Origin of the sequence: Paenibacillus sp. VCA1, from assembly GCF_031583795.1 — a bacterium.
Taxonomy (GTDB): Bacteria; Bacillota; Bacilli; order Paenibacillales; family Paenibacillaceae; genus Paenibacillus_AQ; species Paenibacillus_AQ albilobatus.
This window is the reverse complement of the sequence record NZ_JAVLSX010000002.1, coordinates 237428-261399: the sequence shown is the minus strand read 5'-3', so window position 1 is coordinate 261399 and position 23972 is coordinate 237428. Positions and strand designations below refer to the sequence as shown.

Genomic DNA, 23972 nt, shown 5'->3' with positions numbered 1-23972 from the left:
ACATTATATAACGAACAAACGTTCTTATTCAACCGTTTCGACGCGGAATAATTCTTCGATTTGAATACCGAGAGCGCGCGAAATAGCGAATAGGTGCGCGTCATCGTGACGTGTATTCTTATCAAATCGCGAGATAGAGCCTTGTGGGACGCCGGACATCTCCGAGAGCTGTGTTTGCGTTAGCCCGCGTTCTTTCAGGATCTCGCCGAGCCGGGGCGTTATTTTGATTTCCATTCGTGGCACCTCCGTATTTGCTATTCATTATACGATAAAGAATTATTTTGTCAAAACTATTGCAATTCAATAAACGATATCGTATAATGAATATTGAAAGGAGGTCAAGCAAATGAAAGATTGGGTCACACTGATTACGGCAATCATTCAATGTTACACTGCTTACTTAGTTTACAAAACAAGCCGTAAAAAAGAAAAAGGAACCAAACAACGACGCTTCCCACGCAATCGTAAATAGGTTCCTCGGAGGGAGTTAGTGGCTCCCTCCTCCCAATCTTAACATAATCGATTCGGAATATACAATATGATGGCGGCGGCCTGACGCGGGAGGTATTCGATATGAAAGAAATGACAAGCAATCAATTTATTGTATGGTTACGGGAGAAATTCGCGGAACGAATCAGAACTGGAGAAACATCAAAAGACTTGGCTGTTCGCTGTATGAGAACGGCTCGGGGCTTTGTGGAACGGGAGGGATTCGAATGTTAAACGTAATCACTTGGGTTGTTGTTCTCGTGGCTCTCGTCTCCTCAGTGCTCGTTCTAATATCGGTGCTGCGTAACCGCCGGCGCTAACCGTTTCCAACACTTACCGCCTCATCATACGTTCAACTAGCGCTATAATCGGCGTAGGGTGTTTACGATGTTTATTAGCCCGATGTTACTCGAAACGGCGGCGGCCCCGTTCTCAGATTCGCGCCATATCTTCGAACCGAAAATCGACGGCCACCGCTTTATCTTTTCGCAAGAGTCAGGCACTGTCCACCTATTTACGCAGTACCAACGGAAGATAACGCAAAAATGCTGCCCGCCGGTATTATCGAGCTTGGCGCGACATCAACGCATAAGATGGCGTTTTATGGCGTGGTGCAGTAGCTAATCACCGGCGAGGACCGTAATTTTGTATACTTGGAGCCGCGTATCCAGGCGCGCGTGAAGATGCGTGGATGGACACGCACGGGGATGCTGCGGACTCCTGTGTTTATGGGGTTTATTTTATAGGTCCTGCCAATTGTTTTATAAGCTTAATTCCGTCCCCGCCACATAACGTTTCCCATTGAGGTGATTGCGAAGGGGTACCGGACCAATACTCATGCGCATACTGTGTGATTTGCTCTAAACTCAAGTAATTGCAATCTAACCACACCATATCAGCGTCGAACAATATTGCTGTTTCAGGGTTAGAGGGAACTACCTCGTATATACAACCTGCATGAAGGTGGGGATGATTGTCTCTGTACTCAACGACATCTTGGTAGTCGCGCATCACATAATTACATGCAAGTCGGCTCGGCCTTTCGTGGTAGAAAACCTTTCTAATTTCCTCAAAGACTACCTCCTTATTATATTGCGGCTGCATATCAGGCTTATTTTTATTAGAAATTAGATTAGCATAGTAAAACGATGGTGTTAGAGTTAAACCAACATCAATAGGCGCCCTTGTAGCGTGATATATCATCCTGTAGACCTCCGTTCTAACCAGCATATTTAAACGTACACACTCCGCGCATGTACCGTTCGTCCCCGATTTTGACGCTAATCTCCGTTATTTCCACGATCCGACCGGCTCCCACAAGCTCGTCACCGATGAAAACAACGACCGGCAGCCGGTCTATCATCGCGGTATGTAAGTGTATTTCGGAGGTTAACGGCTTCATATAACGACTCATTTTCGACCGCCTTTCGTATTAATACCGAAATTTTACCATATTTCGAAGCAGTCGAGTGCAAATATCGCAAAACACGTTGACATGCGATGGCGCACATTGTATATTATAGACATAAGGTGCGATGACGCATATTTCAAAGGAGGAAAAGTCAAATGATAGAGTTAATCAGAGAAGTACCGTTCGGCAAAGCTACCGCTCGCATTACGGTTAGTGGTTGGCAAGAAAAAGAGAACTTGGACGGTATTGAAACGGGAAGCATTAGTGTACATACGTCATCGAAAGTGGAAATTGTCGTGGGCGATAGAGTTGTGGAGAATGGATACTTTGCTACCGTTCTGGAGTATAACTTCTTGACAGACGTCTACTATGAAAAGGCTAAACTAGACCCATCCAAGAAATATACGAGAGTAGGCGACAAAGCAATTACACTCGGCGCAGAAACAGGCGAAGCAATAAACGCAACAATCAAAGAAATGAAAGAGGAAGTTGCCAAGGAGTTTGGCACGGAAACAGAGGAGCAAAAGCAACATAAGGAAGAAGTTGAAATCGCAAAGGAAATAGTCGAGCTGGCCGAGAAGGAAGGCGTTGATCGGCTTATGAGCGCAAGTGAGGTTCGTGATTGGCGGCGGCACTATAATGAATTAAACAACGAGGGCGGAGAAGGATACATTCCGACCAAGATCAGTAAAGAGCAATATCAGCGCGCGTTAGAAACTTTAAACAGTTGAGAGGTGCAAGAAATATGAATACAACAGATCGTGATATTAAATTTGGCCGGCTGCTTGCCATTGCCAATGTACTAGCGAATAAAGCGAAAGACAAAGACGAAATAGGAATTGCCGATAAGCATCTTACTCGGTATGACCGCAAACCCGCACTCACCTTGGAAAGAATCCACTCCGATCTACTTAAATATGCGGACCGGTTTGGAAAAGATGAAATGATGTTGCTGGATATGTTCGGAGAAATAATGGCAAGTCTTGACGGTGACGAATTTAATAACGAACCATTGAGTGGCAAGTATCTACAGGCGTATTACGCACAGCAACATGACCTCGATAATGTTATAGGCGTCGAGGAAGCATCTGAATTATGGGGATTGTCGCCTGGTACTATAAAGAACTACTGCGCCGAGGGTAGAATAAGCGCCAAGAAAATAGGAAAAACGTGGGTTATCGATAAAAACCAGAACAATCCAAGAATTTACGAAAGAGAGTAGCGTTTTATGTTTAGGAGGGGTCGGCGTGAGAGAGTGTCCTATTTGCGGAAAACCTCTTGGTCGCAATAAATATGCTTGCTCAATGGCGTGTTTTTCTGAATTAAAGTCAAACTCCAAAGTATGTATTGTCTGCGGTACAAAGTTTCCAAGCCCTAAAAGTAGTTTAACTAAAACATGCGGCCAAGAGTGTTCCAGTGAGCATAGAAAGCAGCTTGCGGCAGCGGGCGTTAATAGCGCGGCCTTGGAGAAAGCACACGACATGGCCGCAAAAAGTCCGTTAACTGGACGCTTTGATACGCACATGCACGCGAAAGAATGGGTTATACAAGCGCCAGATGGAGAGGTTTACAAATGCCGGAACCTTAAAAATTGGCTCCGTGAGCATTCCGACATGTTGGACGGAACTGTCGCGCAAGCATGGGACGGTATTTCGAAAATAAAATACTCGATGCAAGGGAAACGGAAACGTCCGGTAAGCCAATGGAAAGGTTGGCGCCTACTTGAGTACGGAGATTGACGCCTGGTTGGGCGTCTTTTTTGCGCTTAAATCGTGTATTTTCCGCTGTTTTGTGGCTACGGGTTATGAAAAGAATCCAGCGTCAGGGTCCACGCACGATCCGGGTAAACTCCGGACAATCCTGCGCTACATAATTAAAGGAGGCGTTGTAAATGGCGCACAATCAGCGCGAATTAAGCGACTTAACAGTTAAAATTAACGTAGACATTGCGGAAGCACTGACCGGACTTAAGGCGGTTCAACGCGAAGCTAAAAAGGCGACGCAGGCATTGCGTGAGTTAGAGGCGGAAGTACAGGCGGATGGTAGCGGAAAATTAGCGGTTTTTAACCGCGATTTTGTAATCCCGCGGAAAGAGTACGAGAAGACTTACGAACAGCGACTGGAAGCTGCAGGAGCGATCGATCTACGCGATAACCACCGCATTATCGATTTGGGTAACGGGTACACTCGTATTGAACCGATTGATCCGACGAAGTTATGGAAAGCGGAGGAACACGAGTAATGGCCGAGTATAAAACGTTAGTCGATCCGGAAACGGGCGAAAAGCACGATCGCGCTGTAGTCCTTGCGGAGGGCGACCGCATTACATCCGAGCGCCAACGCGAAGAATACCGCCGTATCCAGGCGCAAACCAACGGGCGCGCTCCGGAATTTACCGTAACGAACATGCATAATATCGACGAAGTCATTGAAAAGGTGTCCGATAAACATTGCGGATACCTTCTTTATTTGCAATGCTTCGTTAATTACGACGCGATCCTTTCCAATCCGGACAAAACCGCAATGAGTCGCGAAGATATGATGCGCACGCTTAAAGTCAGCCGATCGACCGTTTACGAATTTCTGGCGGAGATGACGGCAGCCGGCGTTATGTATGAGGACGGCGACCGATACAAACTTAATCCGCGTTACCATTTCCAGGGAAGAACGGATAACACGGCCGTCGTGAAAACGTTCGTGGCGAAAGTCAAGGCGCTGTATTCCGAAGTAAAGGCGCGCGATCTCGGCTTCGTGTACAAGCTGTTGCGCTATATTCATCTCGAAACGAATACGATCTGCGCGAATCCTTACGAGCGTGACGTTGAAAATACGTTGCCACTGACGAAAGAGGATATCGCGCAAGTGACGGGACTTACTGAAAAATCCGTGTACACGAAGCTGCGTAATCTAAAATTCGGTGACCAATACGTATTCGCCGAGGTAGTTTACGGGAAATACCGCTATTACAAGATCAATCCGTTCATCTTCTACCGGAAGAATGGCGTGCCTGACGCGACCTTGCGCGAGATGTTTTCCATTCGGAATAACTTCGCGAAGAAGGCCATGTAAGGTTTCATCGGTAAATTTTCGGACAAAATCGGCCTCTCATCGGTAAATTTTCGGACAGTAAAAACGGGCCTTGCTCCTTAGAGCGGCGCGGGCTTCCGTGTTTTTAGGGGTCAAATTTATTCTTAGTCTTTGTTGCGTATCCAGCGAGGAAAAGATAACCGGTCTGAACAGCGAGACCGGACACTGCGGCCGAAAAGCGCGGCCTTGAGTTATTAATAATCTTAGGACGCGAAAGTCCTTTATAAAGAGATTTAGCGCAGTCAAAATAAATAGTCTGGGACGGTGAAACCGGACCAGTGAGGCGAAGCCGAAAGCCTTTATGTATTAATCATGAAGCATACTCGAAGAAGTACATTCAAGAGGGCAAACCTCAATTAACTGCGTTACCACGCGTAAAGGTTGCGGATAGCAACCGTCAACACACGTATATAGAACGGAGGGATTGCGTTAATGTTGGCGGTATTATGCGTACTGCTATTAAGTACAGTTTCGTTGACCGTTGCGTATTCCGTCTTAGTGTTGCGTTATAGAAGGAGGGTACGTTAAAGCCATGAAACACACGCTAAACTTTCCGGAAGAGCCGGTTGATTTATCGCAAGTATCCACCGCTGATTTACACCGCGAATTAGCGCGTAGGGAAGGCGTGAGGGAGATCGTTTACGGTCCGGAAGATAACGTTTATATCTGCGGTAATGATGGCGTTATTATCGATGATTACGGACCTGTTCGCGTATTGATTAACGCAGATTAACCCAGCGCTGTTTGTCCGCTGTGCTTGAGCGGATGAGCGGCGTTTTCTTTTTATACGAAAGGAGGGCGAGAACATGGCGAGATCCTTAACGCAAGAACAATACGATGCGATCGCATGGTTGGCGCAGCCGAAGAAAGGCGGCAAGACTTACGACGAGATTGCGCAAATCGTTGGCGTGCATCGCTCGACTATTTTCGAGTGGAAGAAGAATCCCGCATTTGAGGCGGAGTTAAAGCGGCAGATGGTGCGTAATAGCCAGGATAAACTGCCGGAACTTATCGAGTCGTTGTCGGAGATTGCTATACGAGACGGCAACGCGGCCATGGCGAAGCTTGCGCTGCAAATCAACGGGTTGCTTACGGATAAGATCGAAGTGGAGACGAAGGATACGAGTGGCACCGATATCGAGTCGTTGAAGCAGCGTCTTGAGGCGTTGAAGGCGCAGAAGTCGGAGGATGCGGAATAGGTACGCATTATATAGGTAGGGATTGGCGCGAGGATGACGACTAAGCACGACATTGGGCCGGATTTATCAACGAGCGGCCTCCGACGCGTATCCGTCCCGAAATTTTTCGATGCTTTAACGGAACACAGCGTTATCGTGCGAATCACACGAACGGATGTGCGTTGTATAGGCGGTGCATAAACGGTGGGGTAGGCGCGGGAAATACGTGAATAAATTGCCAGCGATAGAAACGGTAGAATCGCGTAACGGCGCGGCTTATTCGTGTTCCGCGCTGGAAATGAATATGCGTTGAATATGGCCGTTTTATTCACGCGGGATGAACGTAGTAGTGGCGCGGGTTTGCGGCCTGGACATATACACATAACGCGTATTTTGTGAACATGTCCGTGCATAATCGGTGCATAACGTAATGGTTACGGATTGGCCCCAAAACGGCGATTTTTCGCTGATGCCCCGCGGCTTTAACGCGGTGAAGCGTGACCCCCAAGGGGGTGTCGCGAGGGGCCGCTTTCTGGCGCATCTACAATCCGCGCACCAAAATAAACGTTTGGACTTTCGGAAGCCTAACGCAATCACACGTACCTGTGACCGAATTTCAGCGGGGAATTAGCGCGTTTCGCCTTTCCGGAGTGTATTCGGTAGGGTTCGCATCAAAAGCGCTAATTCCCCGCTCATTTTCAAGTCTACGGAAAGGAGGGCGCATATCTATCGCCTGGTTAAACGGTAAATGGTTGTCGCGGCCTGAACGCGAAGAAAAAATCAACGAAATAGCGGCGTTGCTGGACGTACTTGAAGGCGTAGATATTAGCGCCCTCTCGCCGGACGACGCGGCCGAGATTGACGCACAGCTTGCGGAGTACGAACGGCTCACTCGGATACACCGCGCCGAAACGAACCTAATCGAGTTCGCGCTTGAATATTTCTCAGAGGCGCGGAATCCCGGCAACGACGGCAATTGGGACGGTTTCGATATCACGTCATATGACGAAGCGCCTGCGTTTCATAAGGAAATTTGCGCCCTGATGGACGATGTATCAAACGTGCATACCAACGATAAGGTAGCGGAGGCGGCGCCCCGATCGCACGCGAAATCAACGTATTTGTCTAAAGCGTTCCCGATCCGTGAAATCTGCTACCGCAAGCGTAAGTACGAGATCATTATTTCGGAAACGCCGGCGGTATCCAGCGCTAACCTCGATTGGATTGCGATGCAACTAAAAAGTAACGCGAAGCTGCGGGCGGACTTTGGACCGTTGTTATCGCCGAAACAACAGGAGAATCCGAAGGACAACAGCTCGGAATTTATCGCTTGGGAACCGCGAGAAGACGGAACGAAAAAGCTACTGACGAAGGTTGAGGCGGCATCGACGGGGCAGGCGCTGCGGGGCCGGAACTGGAACGGTGTACGGCCGGACCTTATTATCTGCGACGACCTCGAAGACATTAAGTCGAACGCGGCCACGCCGGAGCTTCGCAAGAAGTTGAAGGACTGGTTTTCGCAGACCGTTGTACCTCTCGGTGATCCGCGCGGCAAGAAAACGGCGTTTATCTACATGGGGACCACCGTCCACCACGAAGCGCTGCTCGTCGACGTCCTCTATAACCGATCGGATTTCAAAAGCCGAGTGTATCGGGCGGTAATCGAATGGCCCGAGCGGATGGACTTGTGGGAGGCGTGCAGACTCGTTTACAAGGACCCGGATCGGCCGAAAGAGGACCGTGTTAAAGATGCGCTTGCTCTGTACGAACTGAACCGCGAAGAAATGGACCGCGGCGCCGTCGTCTTGTGGCCGGAAGCGCAGCCGATTTGGAAGCTGATGACGTGGAAATGGGACAACGGAAGCAAAGCGTTCAATACTGAGTACATGAATAATCCCGTCGACGAAGAGTCGATGATCTTCAATCCGGAAACGTTTAGGTATTGGGACTCCGGGGCATTTCACGACTTGTTGACGCAGTATCCACGCCCGACCAACGAATTTGACATCTACATGGGCGTTGACTTCGCGATGGGGAAGACGCGCGGGGACTACTCAGCCGTCGTCGTTATCGCGCGGCATAAGGAGACAGGAACAAAATACGTAATCGATACGTTCGGGGAGCGAATCAAGCCGGACGCTTTTTTGCGTGTGATCGTCGAAAAAGCGCTACGGTATCAGCCGAACGCGATCGCGGCCGAAGCTCAGGCGGCGCAGGAGTTTTTCGTTATGCAACTGAAAGAAGCGCTACGAGCGAAAGGCTACCCGGCCAATACACGTGTCAAGGAAATACACCAACGGTCGCGTAAAGACCTCCGCATAGAGGCATTGCTTCCGGATATCGAGAGTGGCGCTATTCAATTTTCGCGGAAACACGCGCTGCTGCTTGAACAATTCGAAATGTACCCGGCTGGATCACACGATGATTTGCCGGACGCTTTAGAGATGGCCGTAAGCATTGCGAAGTCCGGGCGAAAGAAAATCCGCAACAAGCCCGCATGGGCGTAACTATGACGAAAGGAGGGTACAAATTTGACGAAGCTATTCACACCGGGACAAACATACCCGCCACCGAAGGATATTCCGCGCTTGGCCCGTTACAAGCGTGGCCGGATCATCTTTGACGGCCGGCACCCGGAAATATACGAACGCGCCTCAACGTTATTGAAAGATACACCACACGCTGCGCAGCTTCAAACGCTTTTCATCGCAGTCAACTTGATGGACATTTTGCTCACGAAGCCCGCGGATCTACTTACAGGCGAGCCGCCTACGTACGAATCCGGCAAGGGTCCCGGTTCTCGCGAACAGGAACGACTCGACTCCATCGTTGAAGAGAACGATTTAACGCAAATGATGCATGAGCTCGTAATCGGTGGCGGCTACCGCGGCGATTCGTTTATTAAGACGTATTACGGAGCGCGCGCAGACGTAAGCGAGACGGAAGCGCTTGGCTTGCCCGCGCCGGACGTACCGCTTGAGCCGATTATCGAAGCGGTGCCGGCAAACATTGTATTTCCGGAACTTTCGATCGGTTCGCGCAAGAAATTTAAAGCGATCAATATCGCATGGGTCGAATGGGTCGAGGAACCTGGCGGCAAAATTATTCGTTGGCTGACGGGCAATCCAGTGTCGGTCGTGCCTTACCTTAATGTCGAACGGCATGTGCCCGGCTACATCTCGTATGAGCGCTATAAATTGTCGGAGAGTGGCGTCGATACCAAATGGGGCGTGCCAATCGAGACGTTTACTATCGGGGACCCGGTGCCGACTGGCCGGGTAGAAGACGTGATCGAAACGGGGACGGACCGGCTGCTCGTCCACCATATACCGTACAAAAGCGTCGATGACCGGTGGGAGGGCATCAACGGCATTGAAAAACTCGAAAGTGTGTTGAGCGCGATTAATGAACGCTTGGTGCAAATCGATTATATCCTTTGGAAACACAGCGATCCGACTGCTTATGGTCCGGATATAGACGGGGACGGTGACGCCACGGCGAGGTTCGGAGGCAGGTACATGCCTTTGGAAAAGGACGATGTGACACCAGGATATATGACGTGGGAAGGGCAACTCGAATCCGCGTTTAAAGAACTCGACATCCTGCTCGGCCTCGTTTATCAAATGTCAGAAACGCCGCAGTGGTTGTTTGGTACGACCCTCGCGAACGATAAGGGCGGCACCGGCACGTCACACACCGATTCCGGCGCAATCAAAGCGCGCTTCATGCCGATCCTGGCGAAAGTAAACCGTATCCGCGCGCATGTTGACCGCGCATTCCGCGACGCAATATGGACGGCGATGCAGCTCGAAAACTACGCTAATCAAAACGTAGAGGGCTTTGAAACGTATGAGCCGATCTACCCACGTATTACTTGGCGCGATGGCATTCCGCAGGACCCGAAAGAGGCCGCAGAGGTGGCGCAAATCCGGACCGGCGGCAAGCCGACCCAATCGGTGGCCGATGCGATTAAAGGGCTGGATGGCGTGGACGACGCGACTGCCGAAGAGATGGTCCGTAGGATTGACGCTGACGAGGAACGCGCTAATGGCACCGTTGAGTCATCGATTTTTAACAATCTTGACGGCGAGGCTGCCGCATGACGGACCCGACCTATGAACGCCAAATTGCCGCACTAGTCCGCGCCTATCAAAAAGCCATCAAAGCGATTCTCGGCGAACTCGACCGCCTGGACATCGCTTATTTGTCGCGCGCAAATTCGGCCGCCGCGTTAATTGAAGTCACGAAAATACTGACGGAGCTTAACAAGGAATCCGCGCAGTGGGTTTCGGACAACATCCCAATCGCCGCGCGTGAAGGCGTCTTAACCACGCTTGTTTCGCTCGACGTCAAAGATGCGACGAAAGTGGCGGCATTTAACAAGATCAATCGAGAAATGGTTAAGGCAGCCGTTGCGGACACGCAGGCGGACTTACTGGCGGTCACAAAGAACGTTGAAAGGCGCGTAAGAACAGCGGTCCGGCAAGTCACGGCCGAATCGATGCGCGCCAATCTTGCTAAAGGCGTTAACGGCCGCAAGACGATAAGCCGCGATATACTCGACGGCCTTCGCAAAAAGCTCGGTGACTCTGTTAACTCCGGGATTGTTGACGCAGCCGGCCGCCGTTGGAAGCCGGAAGTGTACGTCGAAATGGTCACACGCACGAAGCTCGCCGAAACACACCGTGAAGCCGCGATGAACGAAGCGATCGGCCGTGGCGCACTTTATGCACGCATATCAAGACATGGCGCAACGGATGCTTGCCAGTTATGGGAGGGGCGGATAATTAAGTTAACTCCGGACGCCCCTGGAGATTACCCGTATATTGGCGATCTTCCGCGCCGTCAAATCTTCCACCCACGCTGCCGGCACACAATCACACCGATACGTGACCCAGCGAACGCCTTTTAGGGCGTTTTTCTTTTGTCCGAACGTTTATGACGCTAAACTGCAACGGAAAAGCAATGGCCGACGGGCCTAAAACGGGAGGAAACGAAATGAAAAACGAAGCTAATCGCTATAGATATCCGTTAAATCTGCAATTGTTTGCGGAGGAAGACCCGCACGACCCGAATCCGGCGCCGCCTGCTGATCCAAATCCGCCGGCAAATCCCGAGCCAGAAAAGACGTTTAGTCAGGCGGAGGTTGACGAGATCGTCGCGAAGAGACTCGCACGAGACCGAAAAGGCCGCGAAGATTACGACGATATCAAAGCGAAACTGGCCGAGTTAGAGAAATCCGAAGAAGAACGCAAGAGAGCGGAAATGACCGCAGCCGAACGTTTGGAGGCCGAGAAAGCCGAAGCACTCAAGGCCGCAGAAGAAGCGAAATCTGAACGTGATAAGGCGCTTAATGCCGCTAACCAACGCCTGATTAAAGCGGAGTTCCGGGCGGTTGCTCGCGAACTGAACGTCCGATCCGATGCGCTGGATGATGCGCTCGTACTAGCCGACCTGTCCGCGGTTAAGGTCGATGAGGAAGGTAACATCACCGGCATGGCGGACGTTGTTAAGGCGTTGTTGACGAATAAACCGTATTTGGCCGAACAGTCCAAACCGCAGCCGAAGCCGATCGGCGGCGCGAGTGGCGGCAATGAGCCTACGGACAAAACGAAGGAACAGTTGTTAAAGGAAGCCGCTGATAAAGCCCGCCAAAGCGGCCGGCTAGAAGATCAAGTGGCGTATGCGAAATTAAAACGAGAACTTGGAATTTAAGCGAAGACGTACCGAATATTGGGCGTCTTTTTGTTTTTCCAAAACAAACAACGGAGGTATTTAGATGTCTAAAATTCTGTCTGGAGAACTTATTGGTAAACGCGAGTCGGTAACGGATCAACTCTTGCTTTTGAATCCGTACCAGACACCGCTCATTTCGATGCTGGGGTTTAGTAATCCCGTTACGCAAGTGGAGCATATCTGGTTCGAGGACTCCATGTTCGCGGATGAAAGTAAGGTGACAACGGCAGCAGCAGCGGATGTTACGGAACTGGTTGTCGCAGACACCGAGCCTTTCCGTCCGAACCAAGTCGTCAAGGTTGGCGAAGAGTTGATCCTGGTCACTGGCGTTGATGTTACAGCCAAAAAGCTCGCGGTAATGCGTGGCTATGCCGGGACAACCGCGGCCGACATCGCGGCAAATGCGGAAATCGTCGTCCAGTTTGTTGAGGGCGCAGAAGGTGCGGATGCCCGCCAAGGACGGTTCAAACCTCGCGTAAGAAAGTCGAACATAACTCAGATTTTCGACGAAACGGTTGAAATTTCCGGTACGGCGGCCGCGGTTGCCAACTACGGGATCGACGACCTGTACGAATACGAAAAGGCGAAAAAACTGCTTGAGCTGGCGCTTCAAACAGAGAAGGCATTTATCGGTGGCGTGCGTTATGAAAATGGCGTTGTCCGTCAAATGGACGGCATTCGCAGCATGATTAAAACGAATGTAACCGACCTGAAAGGCGCCGACCTAACGCTTGATGTGCTTAACGACTCGCTCCAAGCAATTTACAATAAAGGCGGTTTCGCGACGGGTGGAAATTACGAAATCATTGTTCCGGCCAAGCAAAAACGCGTAATCGGTAAGTTTAGCGAGAACATCGTCCGCATCCCGAATGGCGATGAAAAACGCGGAACAGTCGTAAGCCGCTTGGTTACGGACTTCGGTGAATTTGACGTGTCCATTAACGATAACTTGAGCGCGGATGAAGCCCTGATCCTCGACAAGAACCGGACTATGATCCGCGCATTGAAGGGACGTGACTTCGGCCACGAATACCTCGGCAAGAAGGGCGACTACTACCAAGGTCAAATCGTCGGCGAATACACACTTGAGCTGCATCAAGAAGCCGCACACGCCCGCATCAAAGGCGCGAAGTAATCGAAAGGAGGACGAGTGAATGGCGGTATTTCAATCGAAGTACCGCGAACTCTCCTTCTACGTTGCCGGCGAAAGGTACTCGTTTTCGAGCGGGACCTTTTCGACCGATGACGCGGAGGTAATCGCGGTACTCGATACAATGGCGGATGCAAAACGAATTGACGAACCGAAGAAAACGGAGGAACCGAAAGAGCCGGACGAGCCAAAAGCCGTACCAAAGCCGCGTAAATCCTCCGGAAAATAAACGGAGGTGTTACGATGGCGCAAAACGTATTGTCAGCCGATGCGTACATTGACGCAAACTGTATCGATATTGAGGATTGGACGGACTGTGACGCCGCGAAAAAACAACGAATACTAAATGTCGCCGAGCGCACACTCACGAACAAATATCCGCAATACAAGATACCGGACGCAGCCGTGTATGAGTTTGCGAATGAACTGGCGATCGCATTTAACGACACAAACAGGCTGCAGCAACAAGGAATCGCGTCATTTGGCGTTACGGGCGTCGCCAATTTTACGTTCAAGGACTGGGCCAAGTCGGGCGTTGAGGCATGGATTCCGGAGTCGGCGTTCGATATTATTGGCGCGGAAAACGGCGTGAAGCTCGGCAGGAAAACGATGAAGTGGGTGACGATGTAATGTGGGTGCCATTACGCCAAACGGTTATTATGACGAAGCTGATTGGAACCGATCCGGATTATGGCGACCCCATCTACGGACCGCCCACTCTGTTAAAGTGCCGGTTTCAAGAAGGCGGCAGACTCGTCCGTAATCAGCGCGGCGAGGAAGTCGTAAGTGTCGGAACGTTCTTCTTTGATCGGCTTACAGATATTAAGTTTTCGGACAGCTTGACGTTCACAAACGAATTAGGGACGGAAACAACGTACACGCCAATCGCAATAAGCGTACGTAGGGCGCTCAACGGGAAGCCGGTTCTAACGGAGGTGGACGTATAATGGCGCGAAACTCGGTAACATTCGACTTTAACATTATCACGAAGGCACTCGACCGTACCAAAGCGGAAGTACAGGCGAGTGGAGTTGTCGGCGTACAAGACGCGGTTGACGATTTGCTCGCGACATCGCGCGATGAAGCGCCACTCGACGAAGGAACGCTGCGGATGACCGCATTTAACGAAGTCTCCGCGGATGGGGAAGAAGTCGTCGGAACGGTTACTTTTAGCGCGGTCAATCAATCCGAAAGCGGAGAACGGTATAACTACGCGCTGCGCCTACACGAAATGGGATCGTTTAAAAATCCGACAACCGCCGGGACCAAGCCGAAATACCTGGAAAGGCCGCTAAAAGCGAACGCCAAACGATATAACCGGATGATTGCGGATGCCATCCGAAAGGGGTTGCGCTAATGCTTTCGGTTGCTGAGATAAACGCATATCTCCGGACGATACCCGGAATCGGCTTGACGTTTGTTGGCAACGCATTTCAAACTGATAGTCCGGATGATTGCGCGTTTACACGAATAACCGGCGGGTATGCTCCGTCAGAATGGACGCCAAAAGCGAAGCCGTCGTTTCAAATCGTATTGCGTACGAAGCTAGCAAGCGCGGCCGAACCGAAGGCCAACGCGATTTATGCGGATCTCCACCGCAAGACCGAGTTTATGCTCGGAAGTACGCGCGTTGTGAAATGCCTGGCGGATCAATCGGCGCCGCTATATCTCGGAAAGGACGAGAATGGGCGAACTCTGTATTCGCTCAATTTTACGATAACAACAATTTAAACGGGGCTGTCCGAATATGGGCGGCCTTTTTGCGTTGCGATTAATCAAATAGGGGGAAACGATAAATGGCGCAACATTTCGAGAAAATCGAACTAGGGCCTGCGATTGTTGAGTATGGAGAAGGGCAGGAAATGGTCGTCTTTGAGACAACGATCGGAGGCGTCAACCTGCAGGTAGAAACGACATACCGAGAACAAAAGACGGACCAAACCGGGGAGACAATCGTGTCCAAGCGGATTACCGGCCGCGATGCTTCCGTACAAGTCCCATTCGCGGAATACCAACTCGACATTATTCCGAAGATCATGGTCGGGGCAGAGGCGGTAACGGATGCGACAAAAGGAACGAAAGTTAGCGTTAAAACAGGAGTCGGACTCGACTTGATTTCGGCCGCAAAGAAGGTCGTTATTAAACCGGTCGCGCATAAGACGGACCCTGCGTTTTGGGTTACTCTGCCGCTGGCTTATCCGGAAACCGACCTGCAGTACAATTACAACAACGAAAACGAACGCATCACCAACGTTGTTTTGCGTTCTACGCCGGACGATGACAACGTAATTGCTATTCTTGGCGACGAGACGATCACAAAGACACCATAACTTAACGGGCGGGCTTCGGCTCGCCTTATTTCTTTACTAAGGAGCGAATACAATGCGCAATATTTTGCGTTCAGATACAGTGAAAATCGGCGGAAAATCCGTCAAAGTCGGCAAGATTACGGTCGCGCAGTGGCGGGAGCTTTTTACAGTAGTTGAAACGTTGCCGCAACTGCTTATTACGGTATTGACCGCGCCACCAGACGACAGGTTGCCGATGTTTGTCGTTGCGATCGAAAAGTCGCTGACGGACGTGGTAAACGTGGTTTCCATCTTGACTGGCATTGATTCGGAATGGATTGAAAATAATGCGGGCATTGACGAGTTGACTACGTTTTTTGTCGAGACGGCTCGCGTCAATAATTTCGGCGACCTCTTAAAAAACGTGCGCGGCGCTCTGAACCTGGCGAAAGCAACGCCGGCAGCGGAAACGGTTTAGGGCGCAAGTACACAATTGACGATTACTTTTTGGAATGCGCGGTCCGGCTCGGCAAAACGCAAATCGAGTTCGAGCGCGGTTACTACGTGATGGACTTACTTGATGTGATGGACGCATTTAAACGGGTCAACGCACAGGATACTCTCGACGACCTGAATGTTGCGGTCATGTCGCATACAACCAGCGTTGAGGATTTCAAACGTTTCGCTGGTGGTCTCCAAAAGCAGGCCGGGTATGGCACGGAACCGAGCGAAAGTAAGTTCGATGAGTCCGGCTTTAAACAACTTCAAATGAAATTAAAACTTGGAATTTAGCGCCTTTAACCGGGCGCTTTTTATTTTGTCCGGAAAGAGGTGAGTTAGATTAGCGATGCAGTAGATATTGGCGGAATCCGCGCGAAACTTGAGCTTGATTTATCGGATTACAGCGCCGGAATCGACAAGGCCAAAGCGAGCATGAAGGACCTCGGAGACCAAGGGAGAAAAACTGCGGGGGACTTTGGGCAATTAGGGTCTGCGAAGGATAAGATCGCACCATTAGCGGCCACTCTCGACATGGTCAACGCGAAGATCGAGGTGCAGAAAAAGAAGCTGGCCGCGTTAAAGGACGAGTATAACAATACGTTTAATGACGCCAGAAAGTCGAAGCTGCAGGAGCAAATCGTCAATACTGAGGCGTCCATTTTGCGCTTAACGCAAACCTCGGACGCGACCGTCAAGAAAATATGGGCGCTCGAAGATGGCGCAAATAAAACGGCCGATAGCTTCAAAAACCTGAGCAACACGCTAAAACAACTCGGCGTTAGCTCGGCCGACATCGACAAACTTGAGCATTCGTTTAATAAGGCGAACCCGGAGGTACTCCGCAGCAAAATAACAGAAGTCTCGGCGGAAATGAAGCGGCTCGGCGCATCGTCCGAAGAAATCGATAAGGTTACACGTGCTATCGAGCGGAGCGGAACGGGAGCATACACCGCCAAAAACGAAATCAAATCGCTCGGCCTCGCGTATGCCGGACTTGCCGCAGCTATGGGCGCGATCATTACAAAATCCGTTCAGACGGCCGCGGACTTTGAACAATCGATGGCGAACGTTAAGGCCATTTCGCAAGCAACCGGTGCAGAGTTCGAAAGCCTTAAGAAACAGGCACTTGACCTCGGGGCGACGACGCGCTATACCGCGGCACAGGCGGCAGACGCGCAGGCCTTGCTCGCACAAGCCGGATTTAAGACGAAGGACATACTCGCGTCATTACCGGGCGTTCTATCGCTTGCATCCGCAGGTCAAACGGATCTCGCAACGACAGCGGATATTACGGCTTCGGCGCTTAATGGATTCGGTCTCGCAGCAGACCAGGCCGGGCGTGTTGCGGACGTACTCGCTAAGTCCTCGATTGATACCAACGCAGATGTAACGGACTTGGGATTCGCGATGAAATATGTAGCGCCGGTCGCTGCGAATATGAGCGTGAGTATCGAAGAAGCAACGGCCGCAATCGGCGAACTGAGCAACGCCGGTATCAAGGGCGAGATGGCCGGCACGCAACTTCGCGCTATTTTGCTGGCGTTGGCTTCCCCGTCTAAGGATGCGGCATTTTACATGGAACGGCTTGGCGTTAGTATTAAGGATTCGGCCGGAAACATCAAGCCGTTGAGTACGATAATCGGCGATCTGCAGAAGTCGTTTACGCGATTGACACAGGCGCAACAGGCCGATGTTGCTGCGACGTTGGTGGGACGCGAGGCTGCTTCCGGCTTCCTGACGCTAATCTCGCAAGGTAAAGAAACGCTCGATAAATACACGACCGGACTCCAAAACGCAGGTGGCACGGCGCAACAAGTCGCCGATACGCAAATGGATACGCTTAAAGGTGCGACGCTAGAGTTGCAGTCCGCGCTCGAAGCGGCCGGAATCGCGATGGGCGACAAACTAGCGCCAGCTATCCGTCAAGTCGCGGAGTTTGTTACTGGCCTTCTGCAAGGATTCACGGGCCTGAATCCGTCGCTTCAAACTGCGATCGTTGCGTTTGGTGCGGCAACTGCCGCAGTTCTCGGTTTGGTGGCGGCCGTCGGTGCATTGTCTATCGCATTTACGGCACTTAATGTTTCGTTTCCGATTCTCGGGGCGATTTCGCTGGCAATCGGTGCAGTTTCTGCCGGAGTTGCGGCGCTTGTTTCCGAGTCGAACCAAGCAGCAGAAGCAGTCAAAAAACACGACGAGGCGCAAAAGTCGTTGAATGAAACCCTTAGTAAATCGCCCTTGCAAAACAGCGTCGAGGAACTTGAAGCACTCAAAGAAAAAACCAAAGAGTTGCAGGACGTACTCGAAAAGCGCGCGGCAATCGAAGAACGGATAAAGGAACTCGAAGCCAATGGCGACCTGTCGATTGGACCGGGAATCATCTCTGAACTCGATTTGATGCGTGGCCTATTGGACGAGATCGACCAAGAACTCAACGAAATGGGCTACGACAACATCGACATGGCAAAACAAAAATTCGAGGAACTTACGGATGCGGTTAAGGCCTCCGTTCCAGCCATGCTCAAAGCGCAGGAAGCAGAGGTCGCGAAGCTCGCCACCGAAGTTGAGCACATCGACAAAATGAAAGAACTGAAAAAGCAATACGACGACTTATCCAGCATGGAAAAGTTGTCTGCGCAGCAAAAAGCACAACTGGCGGGCGTAGTCGAGGCGCTAACGAAGGAATATCCGGGGCTCATTGCGAAACTCGACGAGGAAAACCAGTGGCATATTACGAACGTCGGCTCGCTTAATGATTTGATCGGCGCGGAAAAAGCATCCGTTGACGCCTCGGCAAAAGCAGCCAAGGACCGCCTTAATAATTGGAAGGTCGAGACGGAAGCAAAGCTCAAACTTGCGCAAGCTCAGATCAACGCGCTCGAAAAAATCGAGAAGTTTAATTTCGCCAACTCTGCCCTCGGTAAACGACTTCCTGGCGAAACTGCCCAAGGCCTCGAAATCATCGGAGACATGGTAGTAAGCGGAATTAAGGCGAAGGCTCAATCCAACGCCAACGAATATCAAAAGACGTTAAACCAAATCAACCAGGACATTAATAAAATTACCGTTGGCGCCTACGATAAATTTACGACAAATCAGTATGGCTCAGGCATTGACTTAACCAAACCTGAAAAAGAAAAAAAGGCGAAGAAAAAGAAGGCGAAAAAGGGCAAGTCAGCCGAAGAACTGGCCGCAGAAGCCCGCAAGAAGGCATACGATTCAGATGTCGCGACCATCCGTTATCAGGCCGAAATGTTCGACTGGTCCGCGGAACAGCAGATCGCAGCTTACGAAAAATTGCGTACGAAGCACAAGCAGTTTCTAAAGGAGTCAATAGAAGACCGACGCACGCTCGACCTGCAGATAAAGCGCCTTACGGAAGACACCGTCAAGTCCCGTTATGAGTTTTCCGCGGAATGGATAAAGAAGGAAGAGCGGCGCATGGAGGACAGCGGCAAGAACGAGGTCGCCGTCGCGCAGATGAAACTCGATGCCTGGACGCGCGTGCTAAAGCGTTATAAAAAGGACTCCGACGAATATAAACAAGCGGATGAGGAGGTTTATAACGCACGCAAGGCGCTGGCGAGAGCGCAGGAAAACGAAGCCAAGCGCCAGTACGACGCATCCGCCGAGTGGATCAAGAAAGAGGAGCGCCGCATGCAGGACGCCGGCAAGTCCGAGCAGGAAATTGCGCAAATGAAGCTCGATGCCTGGACACGCGTTCGCGACCGCTACACGAAGGACAGCGACCTTTATAAGAAAGCGGACGAGGAGGTCTACCAAGCGCGTAAGTCGCTCGTCGAGAAAACGCAAAAGCTCGTCGACGAATCGGTCAAAAAGCAGAAGGCCGCGATTAATGATGCGAAGAAGGCCGAACTCGATGCGATCGAGGAACGCAAGAAAGCTGCGCTGGCCGACTATGATGCGCGCATAAAAGCGATTGATGACCTGATCGCGAAAGAGGCTGAACTAAACGTTGATGCCGATTTTGAGACGCAGATTGCCGAGAAACAGGCGCGGGCAGATCTGTTAGCGTCCGCAGTTGGTCCGGAGGGAATCCAAGAGCGCGAGGACATCCTCAAAGAAATCGAGCGCATGAAACTCGAACACGACCGCGAACTCCGCAAACGTGAGCTTGAGTCGCAAAAGACCGCATTGCAGGACGAAAAGGATGCGCAATCCAAAGCGTTCGACGACGAAAAGGCCGCGACCGAAAAGCAGTACAGCGAGTTGGCGCAAGCCTTCGAAAACTACAGCGGCGACATTAAGATGATCGAGGCGGCCATTTCCGTTTTTCGCGTAAATGAGAACGCCAACGCAAACGCGCAGATTCTCGCTGATCTTGACGCCTTCGTTGCGCAGTACAACGCTAAGATGGCAACGATTGCTGAGGTCAATTCGCGTGATTCCGACCTGGCCGAATACAACGCGAACAAGGACGCATGGGCTGCGGCTAAAGCTCGCGGCGACTCGGCGGAAATGGCGCGGCTGGCGGCACGGAACGATGAGTTGCGGAAGAAATACGGGATTACGAAGGACACCGGAAAGCTTCAATCGTTCAGCACTGGCGGAATTGTGCAAGGAAATCGCGGTGAACCGGTTATTGCGCAGGTACACGCCGGCGAGATCGTACTTAATCCGCAGCAACAAGCGGCATTGTGGGACGTGCTTAACGGAGGACGCGCACTGGCCCCGGCTACTGTAACTCCATCGCAATCCGTCGTTAACCATATCGACATGTCCATCGATAAAGTCGAGGTGGCCGATCCGGATACGGCGGAGGCGCTATACAACGAGCGCGAACGAGTGGCAGCCCGCATGCAAACACAAGGGGTGAAGGTGCGATGATTGATTACGATGTTCGCGTTAATGGGGTGCTAGTTTCGTCAGTAGGCGCGGCCTTATATGAGCGTCACTTGCCAATTCTCCCGGGCGAGGAAGAAAACACGCTGAAACTTGCCGGAACCGATGGCGTACTCGATTTCGGCAGCACCTACGGAACGCGCACGATTGACCTTACGCTAGAAATCCTAACGGGGCCCGCCGAGTTCCACCGGACACTTGCCCAGCTCGCCCGCATGTTTAACGCCAAGCGCGGCGAAATAACACTTGAGTTTACGGACATGCCCGGTAAATACTATCGCGGCGTTTATTCGGGTACTATGGCGCTCGACGGGCAAGTGGGCAGCCGCCTCGTTAACGTAAGCTTGCGCATGAATGACCCGTGGCCGACCGGCCCGGAAAAGGTAACGGAAGTTACGATAACGCGGTCGCCCGAAGTTATACCGATTGAATCCGCGGCAGATGTGCGGGCTCAACCGGTTATTGTGATGACGAATACGGGAACCACAACGGTCAGTTTTAAACTGACGAACGAATACACGATCGAATAATTACGAAACACACGAAGGCTCGCCAACACTGGCGGGCTTTTTTCGTGTGCTTAAAAACAGGAGGAAATCGAATGGCAATGCAAATTTCGGACTGGCTTTCAGCGCAATTGTTGAACGCGACACTCCGCGGCACGACATTTACGCCGCCATCTACCGTTTACTTAGCGCTATACTTGTCGGACCCAACTGCGGTAGATACAGGTACGGAGGTAAGCGGAGGAGGTTACGCAAGAAAGGCAGTCACCTTCGCCGCCCCGACGATTGAAAACGGTAAGCAGACGGTAAAAAACAACGCTGACGTTGAGTTTCCGGTAGCTTCTGCCGATTGGGGCCTCGTTACACACGTCGGCATTCGGACGGCGGCAACAGGCGGCAATTTACTGTGGTTCAAGGCGCTCGATAATCCGCGAACTATACTAAACGGGGACCGGCCGAAGTTTTTGAAAGATAGCACGCTTGTACGATTTGCGCAATAAGGAGGCGGAGTAATTGACGCAAAAACCAATGTATCCGGCGATGGTCAATTCGCCTGAAACAGAACTCACGGCGGACATTAACGTAACAGACACGGAAATAAGCGTACTTGATGCGACAAAGCTTCCGGCAGCGCCGAACCTGTTGACGTTAGGTAGCGATGAGACGGCCGAAACCGTGAGATATACGGAAGTTAACGGAAATACTCTTACAGTCGAACGCGGGTTCCAAGGCGCTGCAAAGTCGTGGAGTAAGGGAACGAAAGTAGCACGCTATTTTACCGCCTACGATCACGATGCCGCACGGGAAAACATCGATGGGCTATACGACCGGCTTGATACCGCCGAATCCGAAACTCTCACGCTGCAGCCTGGCGTACAGATCGTAACAGCTAAACGTGATGCGCGGTTTAAGCTCGGCAGCATAAAAGGCAAAACGGAGATTAATGGACAAGGACGGATCGGGATTATCGGCGTGGAAAATCCGTATGTGATACGGTATGGAAACCTTTTGCCGCCGTTTTATGAGTGGGCACAAAGTGGAAATATTAGAATGGATTCTCCTTATGACGTGACAATCACAGCGTCGAGCACGACCCAAGAGTTTTTGCAGTACGATTTTGCCTCCATGAGTGGTCAGACGTACACGATCACCGGCGCCAACATCCGGGTGGTCGACCTAACCAACGTTGTCATACTTGCTTTCACTGGTAATACAAAATCCGCTCAAACTTTTAGTGTGCCAGCAAGCTGCAAGCAATTACGTATTGTGGTGAGTAATGCAACACAGGCGACGGTAGGAACAGGGAATATTGTGACCTCGCCGGGAACCTACAGAACCCAAAATCCAATACTCAACTTCGGCGATAAATCGCTGTCATTTTCTCCACGCGAAGATGTCATGCTTGCTTTTCAAACGGAGCTGCACGCTAACCCGACCGATGGCAGCGAGCCGGACGAATTGTTTGAACGGGGTGGGCAGTATTTCAAGCTGGCGAAGTGGAGAAAACTCGCGTTAGATGGATCACTGAATTATTCATTCAGAGGTGCAGCCAGTGGATTTAAATCTATTTCGTTTTCGTTAACCGGGGTAAAGCCAGGTCAGGAGTCCGGATTCCTAATAAAGTATAACGGGACACAACTCATTAATCCGGGAAATGACATTTTGACCCAAAGCGATATGTGGTCAAATCGGACTTGGGAATCAACAGTGGTTCTCTCTATTGCTAACACGGACAGCGGATGGAGCGATAACTACACGCCGACTCCTGATGAGATTAAGGCTTGTATTTTGGGGTGGAGGATGTATGCGGAGGGACAGAATGCAGCAACAGGTTTATATGAAAGCGGGAAAAAATGGTGGGCATATCGTAAAGATGGAAAAACTGCGAATACTTCGGGAGATATGGCTGGAGGAACATCGGCTCTCCCGACTACTCAAGCCCCTAACTGGTCGTCGTATAATCTCTTATACAAACTTGCATCTCCTACAATCGAGCCGATTACATCCGAGGGTTGTCTGACGCTAACTGAGAGCGACAATCAAATCGAGGTTGGAACGGGGATTGTATTAAGGGAACAGGCGAATGCACAAGGTTCAACTTCTTATAGTGGATATTATATAAATGAAACAAACGTATTCCCAGCGAGTAAATTGAAACAAAAGGTACAAAAAATCCTAAGCGTTTACAAATACTCTCGGAAAGATAAATGGAACATTGTAACCGGGAATGCTTACGGGAATGAATTTGCGTTCAAGCCATTTGCTGACTTTGATCCTACGGCGCCTTACAGCGCTACCTACATTAAACTGGACAAATCGCCAGTCGTACCGGTCACTGGCTACGTGGCGACAAACGAAAAGGCGCAGCTCATTGACCTGACTGCGGGTGTGCAGGAAGCTCTGACTAGGGTGTCCGTAGCAGAACAGATGAAGGCGGAGAAGGATGCTTCAGGATGGATAACACCGACGTTGCTTAATGGGTGGATACCACTTTTAAACTTTGGAGTACGAGTAAAGGATAACAGGCTTGAGTTTAGAGGTGCGATAAAATGTACCAACCTTGTTCTGGGTACAGCTATGGTTTTGCCCTCAGAGATGAGGGCAAGCGTTCCTAAAACTATAGCTGTGGGTGCATTCGAAGGGACTGTCGGATCGTCGGTAGCTGTCGCTGACGTTTACACTAATGGAAATATCGATTTTATTGCACTTGCAAATAGAGTCGTAGTTTTTGAAGGATTATCAATTTCGCTTAATTAGAGGAGGTAC

27 protein-coding genes are annotated in these 23972 nt (G+C 50.8%); 24 read left to right on the top strand and 3 right to left on the bottom strand.

Annotated elements, in window-relative coordinates; translation table 11 throughout:
* Positions 1 to 24: 24 nt before the first annotated feature.
* Positions 25 to 234 carry a helix-turn-helix domain-containing protein gene (locus RJP21_RS04770; RefSeq protein WP_310858308.1) on the bottom strand — a complete coding sequence of 70 codons (210 nt, stop codon included), beginning with the start codon at positions 232 to 234 and terminating at the stop codon, positions 25 to 27.
* 112 nt (positions 235 to 346) lie between these two features.
* Here RJP21_RS04770 and RJP21_RS04765 point away from each other — a divergent pair, with 112 nt between their 5' ends.
* Positions 347 to 472: a hypothetical protein gene (locus RJP21_RS04765; RefSeq protein ID WP_310858307.1), complete on the top strand. Its 126-nt coding sequence runs from the start codon at positions 347 to 349 to the stop codon at positions 470 to 472.
* A gap of 752 nt (positions 473 to 1224) precedes the next feature.
* Here the strand turns inward: RJP21_RS04765 and RJP21_RS04755 are convergent.
* Both RJP21_RS04755 and RJP21_RS04750 read right to left on the bottom strand, forming a co-directional pair.
* Complete coding sequence (locus RJP21_RS04755; RefSeq protein ID WP_310858306.1) at positions 1225 to 1692, bottom strand: DUF2441 domain-containing protein; 468 nt, start codon at positions 1690 to 1692, stop codon at positions 1225 to 1227.
* Positions 1693 to 1708: 16 nt separating this feature from the next.
* Positions 1709 to 1903: a hypothetical protein gene (locus tag RJP21_RS04750; protein WP_310858305.1), complete on the bottom strand. Its 195-nt coding sequence runs from the start codon at positions 1901 to 1903 to the stop codon at positions 1709 to 1711.
* 152 nt (positions 1904 to 2055) lie between these two features.
* On the opposite strand from RJP21_RS04750, the gene RJP21_RS04745 reads away from it, so the two are divergent.
* The 23 genes from RJP21_RS04745 (at position 2056) to RJP21_RS04640 (ending at position 23963) form a co-directional block, all read left to right on the top strand.
* Positions 2056 to 2631, top strand: coding sequence for a hypothetical protein (locus RJP21_RS04745; RefSeq protein WP_310858304.1), 576 nt, complete (start codon positions 2056 to 2058; stop codon positions 2629 to 2631).
* 14 nt (positions 2632 to 2645) lie between these two features.
* Complete coding sequence (locus RJP21_RS04740; RefSeq protein WP_310858303.1) at positions 2646 to 3122, top strand: type I-C CRISPR-associated protein Cas8c/Csd1; 477 nt, start codon at positions 2646 to 2648, stop codon at positions 3120 to 3122.
* A 669-nt stretch (positions 3123 to 3791) separates the two neighbouring features.
* On the top strand, positions 3792 to 4142 hold the full coding sequence (locus tag RJP21_RS04735) for a hypothetical protein (RefSeq protein WP_310858302.1): 351 nt from the start codon (positions 3792 to 3794) through the stop codon (positions 4140 to 4142).
* A complete protein-coding gene (locus RJP21_RS04730) occupies positions 4142 to 4969 on the top strand; it encodes a hypothetical protein (RefSeq protein WP_310858301.1) in 828 nt (275 codons plus the stop codon). The genes RJP21_RS04735 and RJP21_RS04730 overlap by 1 nt, the downstream gene beginning before the upstream one ends.
* A 550-nt stretch (positions 4970 to 5519) precedes the next feature.
* Complete coding sequence (locus RJP21_RS04725) at positions 5520 to 5720, top strand: hypothetical protein (RefSeq protein WP_310858300.1); 201 nt, start codon at positions 5520 to 5522, stop codon at positions 5718 to 5720.
* A gap of 73 nt (positions 5721 to 5793) precedes the next feature.
* Positions 5794 to 6186: a phBC6A51 family helix-turn-helix protein gene (locus RJP21_RS04720; RefSeq protein ID WP_310858299.1), complete on the top strand. Its 393-nt coding sequence runs from the start codon at positions 5794 to 5796 to the stop codon at positions 6184 to 6186.
* Positions 6187 to 7208: 1022 nt separating this feature from the next.
* On the top strand, positions 7209 to 8672 hold the full coding sequence (gene terL, locus RJP21_RS04715; protein ID WP_397386185.1) for a phage terminase large subunit: 1464 nt from the start codon (positions 7209 to 7211) through the stop codon (positions 8670 to 8672).
* A gap of 24 nt (positions 8673 to 8696) precedes the next feature.
* A complete protein-coding gene (locus RJP21_RS04710; protein ID WP_310858297.1) occupies positions 8697 to 10268 on the top strand; it encodes a phage portal protein in 1572 nt (523 codons plus the stop codon).
* On the top strand, positions 10265 to 11077 hold the full coding sequence (locus RJP21_RS04705) for a phage minor capsid protein (protein ID WP_310858296.1): 813 nt from the start codon (positions 10265 to 10267) through the stop codon (positions 11075 to 11077). Before RJP21_RS04710 ends, RJP21_RS04705 begins: the two co-directional genes overlap by 4 nt.
* A gap of 86 nt (positions 11078 to 11163) precedes the next feature.
* Entirely contained in the window at positions 11164 to 11880 is a 717-nt protein-coding gene (locus tag RJP21_RS04700) for a phage scaffolding protein (protein ID WP_310858295.1), read from the top strand.
* Positions 11881 to 11944: 64 nt separating this feature from the next.
* Positions 11945 to 13036 (top strand): SU10 major capsid protein, encoded by a 1092-nt coding sequence (locus tag RJP21_RS04695; RefSeq protein WP_310858294.1) that lies wholly within the window; start codon positions 11945 to 11947, stop codon positions 13034 to 13036.
* 19 nt (positions 13037 to 13055) lie between these two features.
* Positions 13056 to 13280, top strand: coding sequence for a hypothetical protein (locus tag RJP21_RS04690; protein WP_310858293.1), 225 nt, complete (start codon positions 13056 to 13058; stop codon positions 13278 to 13280).
* 14 nt (positions 13281 to 13294) lie between these two features.
* Entirely contained in the window at positions 13295 to 13681 is a 387-nt protein-coding gene (locus RJP21_RS04685) for a hypothetical protein (RefSeq protein WP_310858292.1), read from the top strand.
* On the top strand, positions 13681 to 13998 hold the full coding sequence (locus tag RJP21_RS04680) for a hypothetical protein (RefSeq protein WP_310858291.1): 318 nt from the start codon (positions 13681 to 13683) through the stop codon (positions 13996 to 13998). The genes RJP21_RS04685 and RJP21_RS04680 overlap by 1 nt, the downstream gene beginning before the upstream one ends.
* Positions 13998 to 14408: a hypothetical protein gene (locus tag RJP21_RS04675; protein ID WP_310858290.1), complete on the top strand. Its 411-nt coding sequence runs from the start codon at positions 13998 to 14000 to the stop codon at positions 14406 to 14408. Before RJP21_RS04680 ends, RJP21_RS04675 begins: the two co-directional genes overlap by 1 nt.
* Entirely contained in the window at positions 14408 to 14782 is a 375-nt protein-coding gene (locus tag RJP21_RS31230; RefSeq protein ID WP_397386174.1) for a minor capsid protein, read from the top strand. The genes RJP21_RS04675 and RJP21_RS31230 overlap by 1 nt, the downstream gene beginning before the upstream one ends.
* Before the next feature lie 65 nt (positions 14783 to 14847).
* Positions 14848 to 15381: a hypothetical protein gene (locus RJP21_RS04670; protein ID WP_310858289.1), complete on the top strand. Its 534-nt coding sequence runs from the start codon at positions 14848 to 14850 to the stop codon at positions 15379 to 15381.
* 52 nt (positions 15382 to 15433) lie between these two features.
* A complete protein-coding gene (locus RJP21_RS04665) occupies positions 15434 to 15817 on the top strand; it encodes a hypothetical protein (protein WP_310858288.1) in 384 nt (127 codons plus the stop codon).
* Positions 15818 to 15846: 29 nt separating this feature from the next.
* A complete protein-coding gene (locus RJP21_RS04660; RefSeq protein ID WP_310858287.1) occupies positions 15847 to 16131 on the top strand; it encodes a hypothetical protein in 285 nt (94 codons plus the stop codon).
* Between the two features lie 240 nt (positions 16132 to 16371).
* Positions 16372 to 20685 carry a phage tail tape measure protein gene (locus RJP21_RS04655; RefSeq protein WP_310858286.1) on the top strand — a complete coding sequence of 1438 codons (4314 nt, stop codon included), beginning with the start codon at positions 16372 to 16374 and terminating at the stop codon, positions 20683 to 20685.
* A 68-nt stretch (positions 20686 to 20753) separates the two neighbouring features.
* Positions 20754 to 21230, top strand: coding sequence for a phage tail domain-containing protein (locus tag RJP21_RS04650; RefSeq protein WP_310858285.1), 477 nt, complete (start codon positions 20754 to 20756; stop codon positions 21228 to 21230).
* A gap of 77 nt (positions 21231 to 21307) precedes the next feature.
* Positions 21308 to 21706 (top strand): phage tail fiber protein, encoded by a 399-nt coding sequence (locus RJP21_RS04645; protein ID WP_310858606.1) that lies wholly within the window; start codon positions 21308 to 21310, stop codon positions 21704 to 21706.
* 13 nt (positions 21707 to 21719) lie between these two features.
* On the top strand, positions 21720 to 23963 hold the full coding sequence (locus RJP21_RS04640; protein ID WP_310858284.1) for a hypothetical protein: 2244 nt from the start codon (positions 21720 to 21722) through the stop codon (positions 23961 to 23963).
* Positions 23964 to 23972 lie beyond the last annotated feature (9 nt).

What these genes read in the sequence shown, in the direction of transcription:
- RJP21_RS04770 (WP_310858308.1), bottom strand. Translation starts at nt 234, where the DNA reads ATGGAAATCAAAATAACGCCCCGGCTCGGCGAGATCCTGAAAGAACGC.
- RJP21_RS04765 (WP_310858307.1), top strand. Translation starts at nt 347, where the DNA reads ATGAAAGATTGGGTCACACTGATTACGGCAATCATTCAATGTTACACT.
- RJP21_RS04755 (WP_310858306.1), bottom strand. Translation starts at nt 1,692, where the DNA reads ATGATATATCACGCTACAAGGGCGCCTATTGATGTTGGTTTAACTCTA.
- RJP21_RS04750 (WP_310858305.1), bottom strand. Translation starts at nt 1,903, where the DNA reads ATGAGTCGTTATATGAAGCCGTTAACCTCCGAAATACACTTACATACC.
- RJP21_RS04745 (WP_310858304.1), top strand. Translation starts at nt 2,056, where the DNA reads ATGATAGAGTTAATCAGAGAAGTACCGTTCGGCAAAGCTACCGCTCGC.
- RJP21_RS04740 (WP_310858303.1), top strand. Translation starts at nt 2,646, where the DNA reads ATGAATACAACAGATCGTGATATTAAATTTGGCCGGCTGCTTGCCATT.
- RJP21_RS04735 (WP_310858302.1), top strand. Translation starts at nt 3,792, where the DNA reads ATGGCGCACAATCAGCGCGAATTAAGCGACTTAACAGTTAAAATTAAC.
- RJP21_RS04730 (WP_310858301.1), top strand. Translation starts at nt 4,142, where the DNA reads ATGGCCGAGTATAAAACGTTAGTCGATCCGGAAACGGGCGAAAAGCAC.
- RJP21_RS04725 (WP_310858300.1), top strand. Translation starts at nt 5,520, where the DNA reads ATGAAACACACGCTAAACTTTCCGGAAGAGCCGGTTGATTTATCGCAA.
- RJP21_RS04720 (WP_310858299.1), top strand. Translation starts at nt 5,794, where the DNA reads ATGGCGAGATCCTTAACGCAAGAACAATACGATGCGATCGCATGGTTG.
- terL (WP_397386185.1), top strand. Translation starts at nt 7,209, where the DNA reads ATGGACGATGTATCAAACGTGCATACCAACGATAAGGTAGCGGAGGCG.
- RJP21_RS04705 (WP_310858296.1), top strand. Translation starts at nt 10,265, where the DNA reads ATGACGGACCCGACCTATGAACGCCAAATTGCCGCACTAGTCCGCGCC.
- RJP21_RS04700 (WP_310858295.1), top strand. Translation starts at nt 11,164, where the DNA reads ATGAAAAACGAAGCTAATCGCTATAGATATCCGTTAAATCTGCAATTG.
- RJP21_RS04695 (WP_310858294.1), top strand. Translation starts at nt 11,945, where the DNA reads ATGTCTAAAATTCTGTCTGGAGAACTTATTGGTAAACGCGAGTCGGTA.
- RJP21_RS04690 (WP_310858293.1), top strand. Translation starts at nt 13,056, where the DNA reads ATGGCGGTATTTCAATCGAAGTACCGCGAACTCTCCTTCTACGTTGCC.
- RJP21_RS04685 (WP_310858292.1), top strand. Translation starts at nt 13,295, where the DNA reads ATGGCGCAAAACGTATTGTCAGCCGATGCGTACATTGACGCAAACTGT.
- RJP21_RS04680 (WP_310858291.1), top strand. Translation starts at nt 13,681, where the DNA reads ATGTGGGTGCCATTACGCCAAACGGTTATTATGACGAAGCTGATTGGA.
- RJP21_RS04675 (WP_310858290.1), top strand. Translation starts at nt 13,998, where the DNA reads ATGGCGCGAAACTCGGTAACATTCGACTTTAACATTATCACGAAGGCA.
- RJP21_RS31230 (WP_397386174.1), top strand. Translation starts at nt 14,408, where the DNA reads ATGCTTTCGGTTGCTGAGATAAACGCATATCTCCGGACGATACCCGGA.
- RJP21_RS04670 (WP_310858289.1), top strand. Translation starts at nt 14,848, where the DNA reads ATGGCGCAACATTTCGAGAAAATCGAACTAGGGCCTGCGATTGTTGAG.
- RJP21_RS04665 (WP_310858288.1), top strand. Translation starts at nt 15,434, where the DNA reads ATGCGCAATATTTTGCGTTCAGATACAGTGAAAATCGGCGGAAAATCC.
- RJP21_RS04655 (WP_310858286.1), top strand. Translation starts at nt 16,372, where the DNA reads ATGGTCAACGCGAAGATCGAGGTGCAGAAAAAGAAGCTGGCCGCGTTA.
- RJP21_RS04645 (WP_310858606.1), top strand. Translation starts at nt 21,308, where the DNA reads ATGCAAATTTCGGACTGGCTTTCAGCGCAATTGTTGAACGCGACACTC.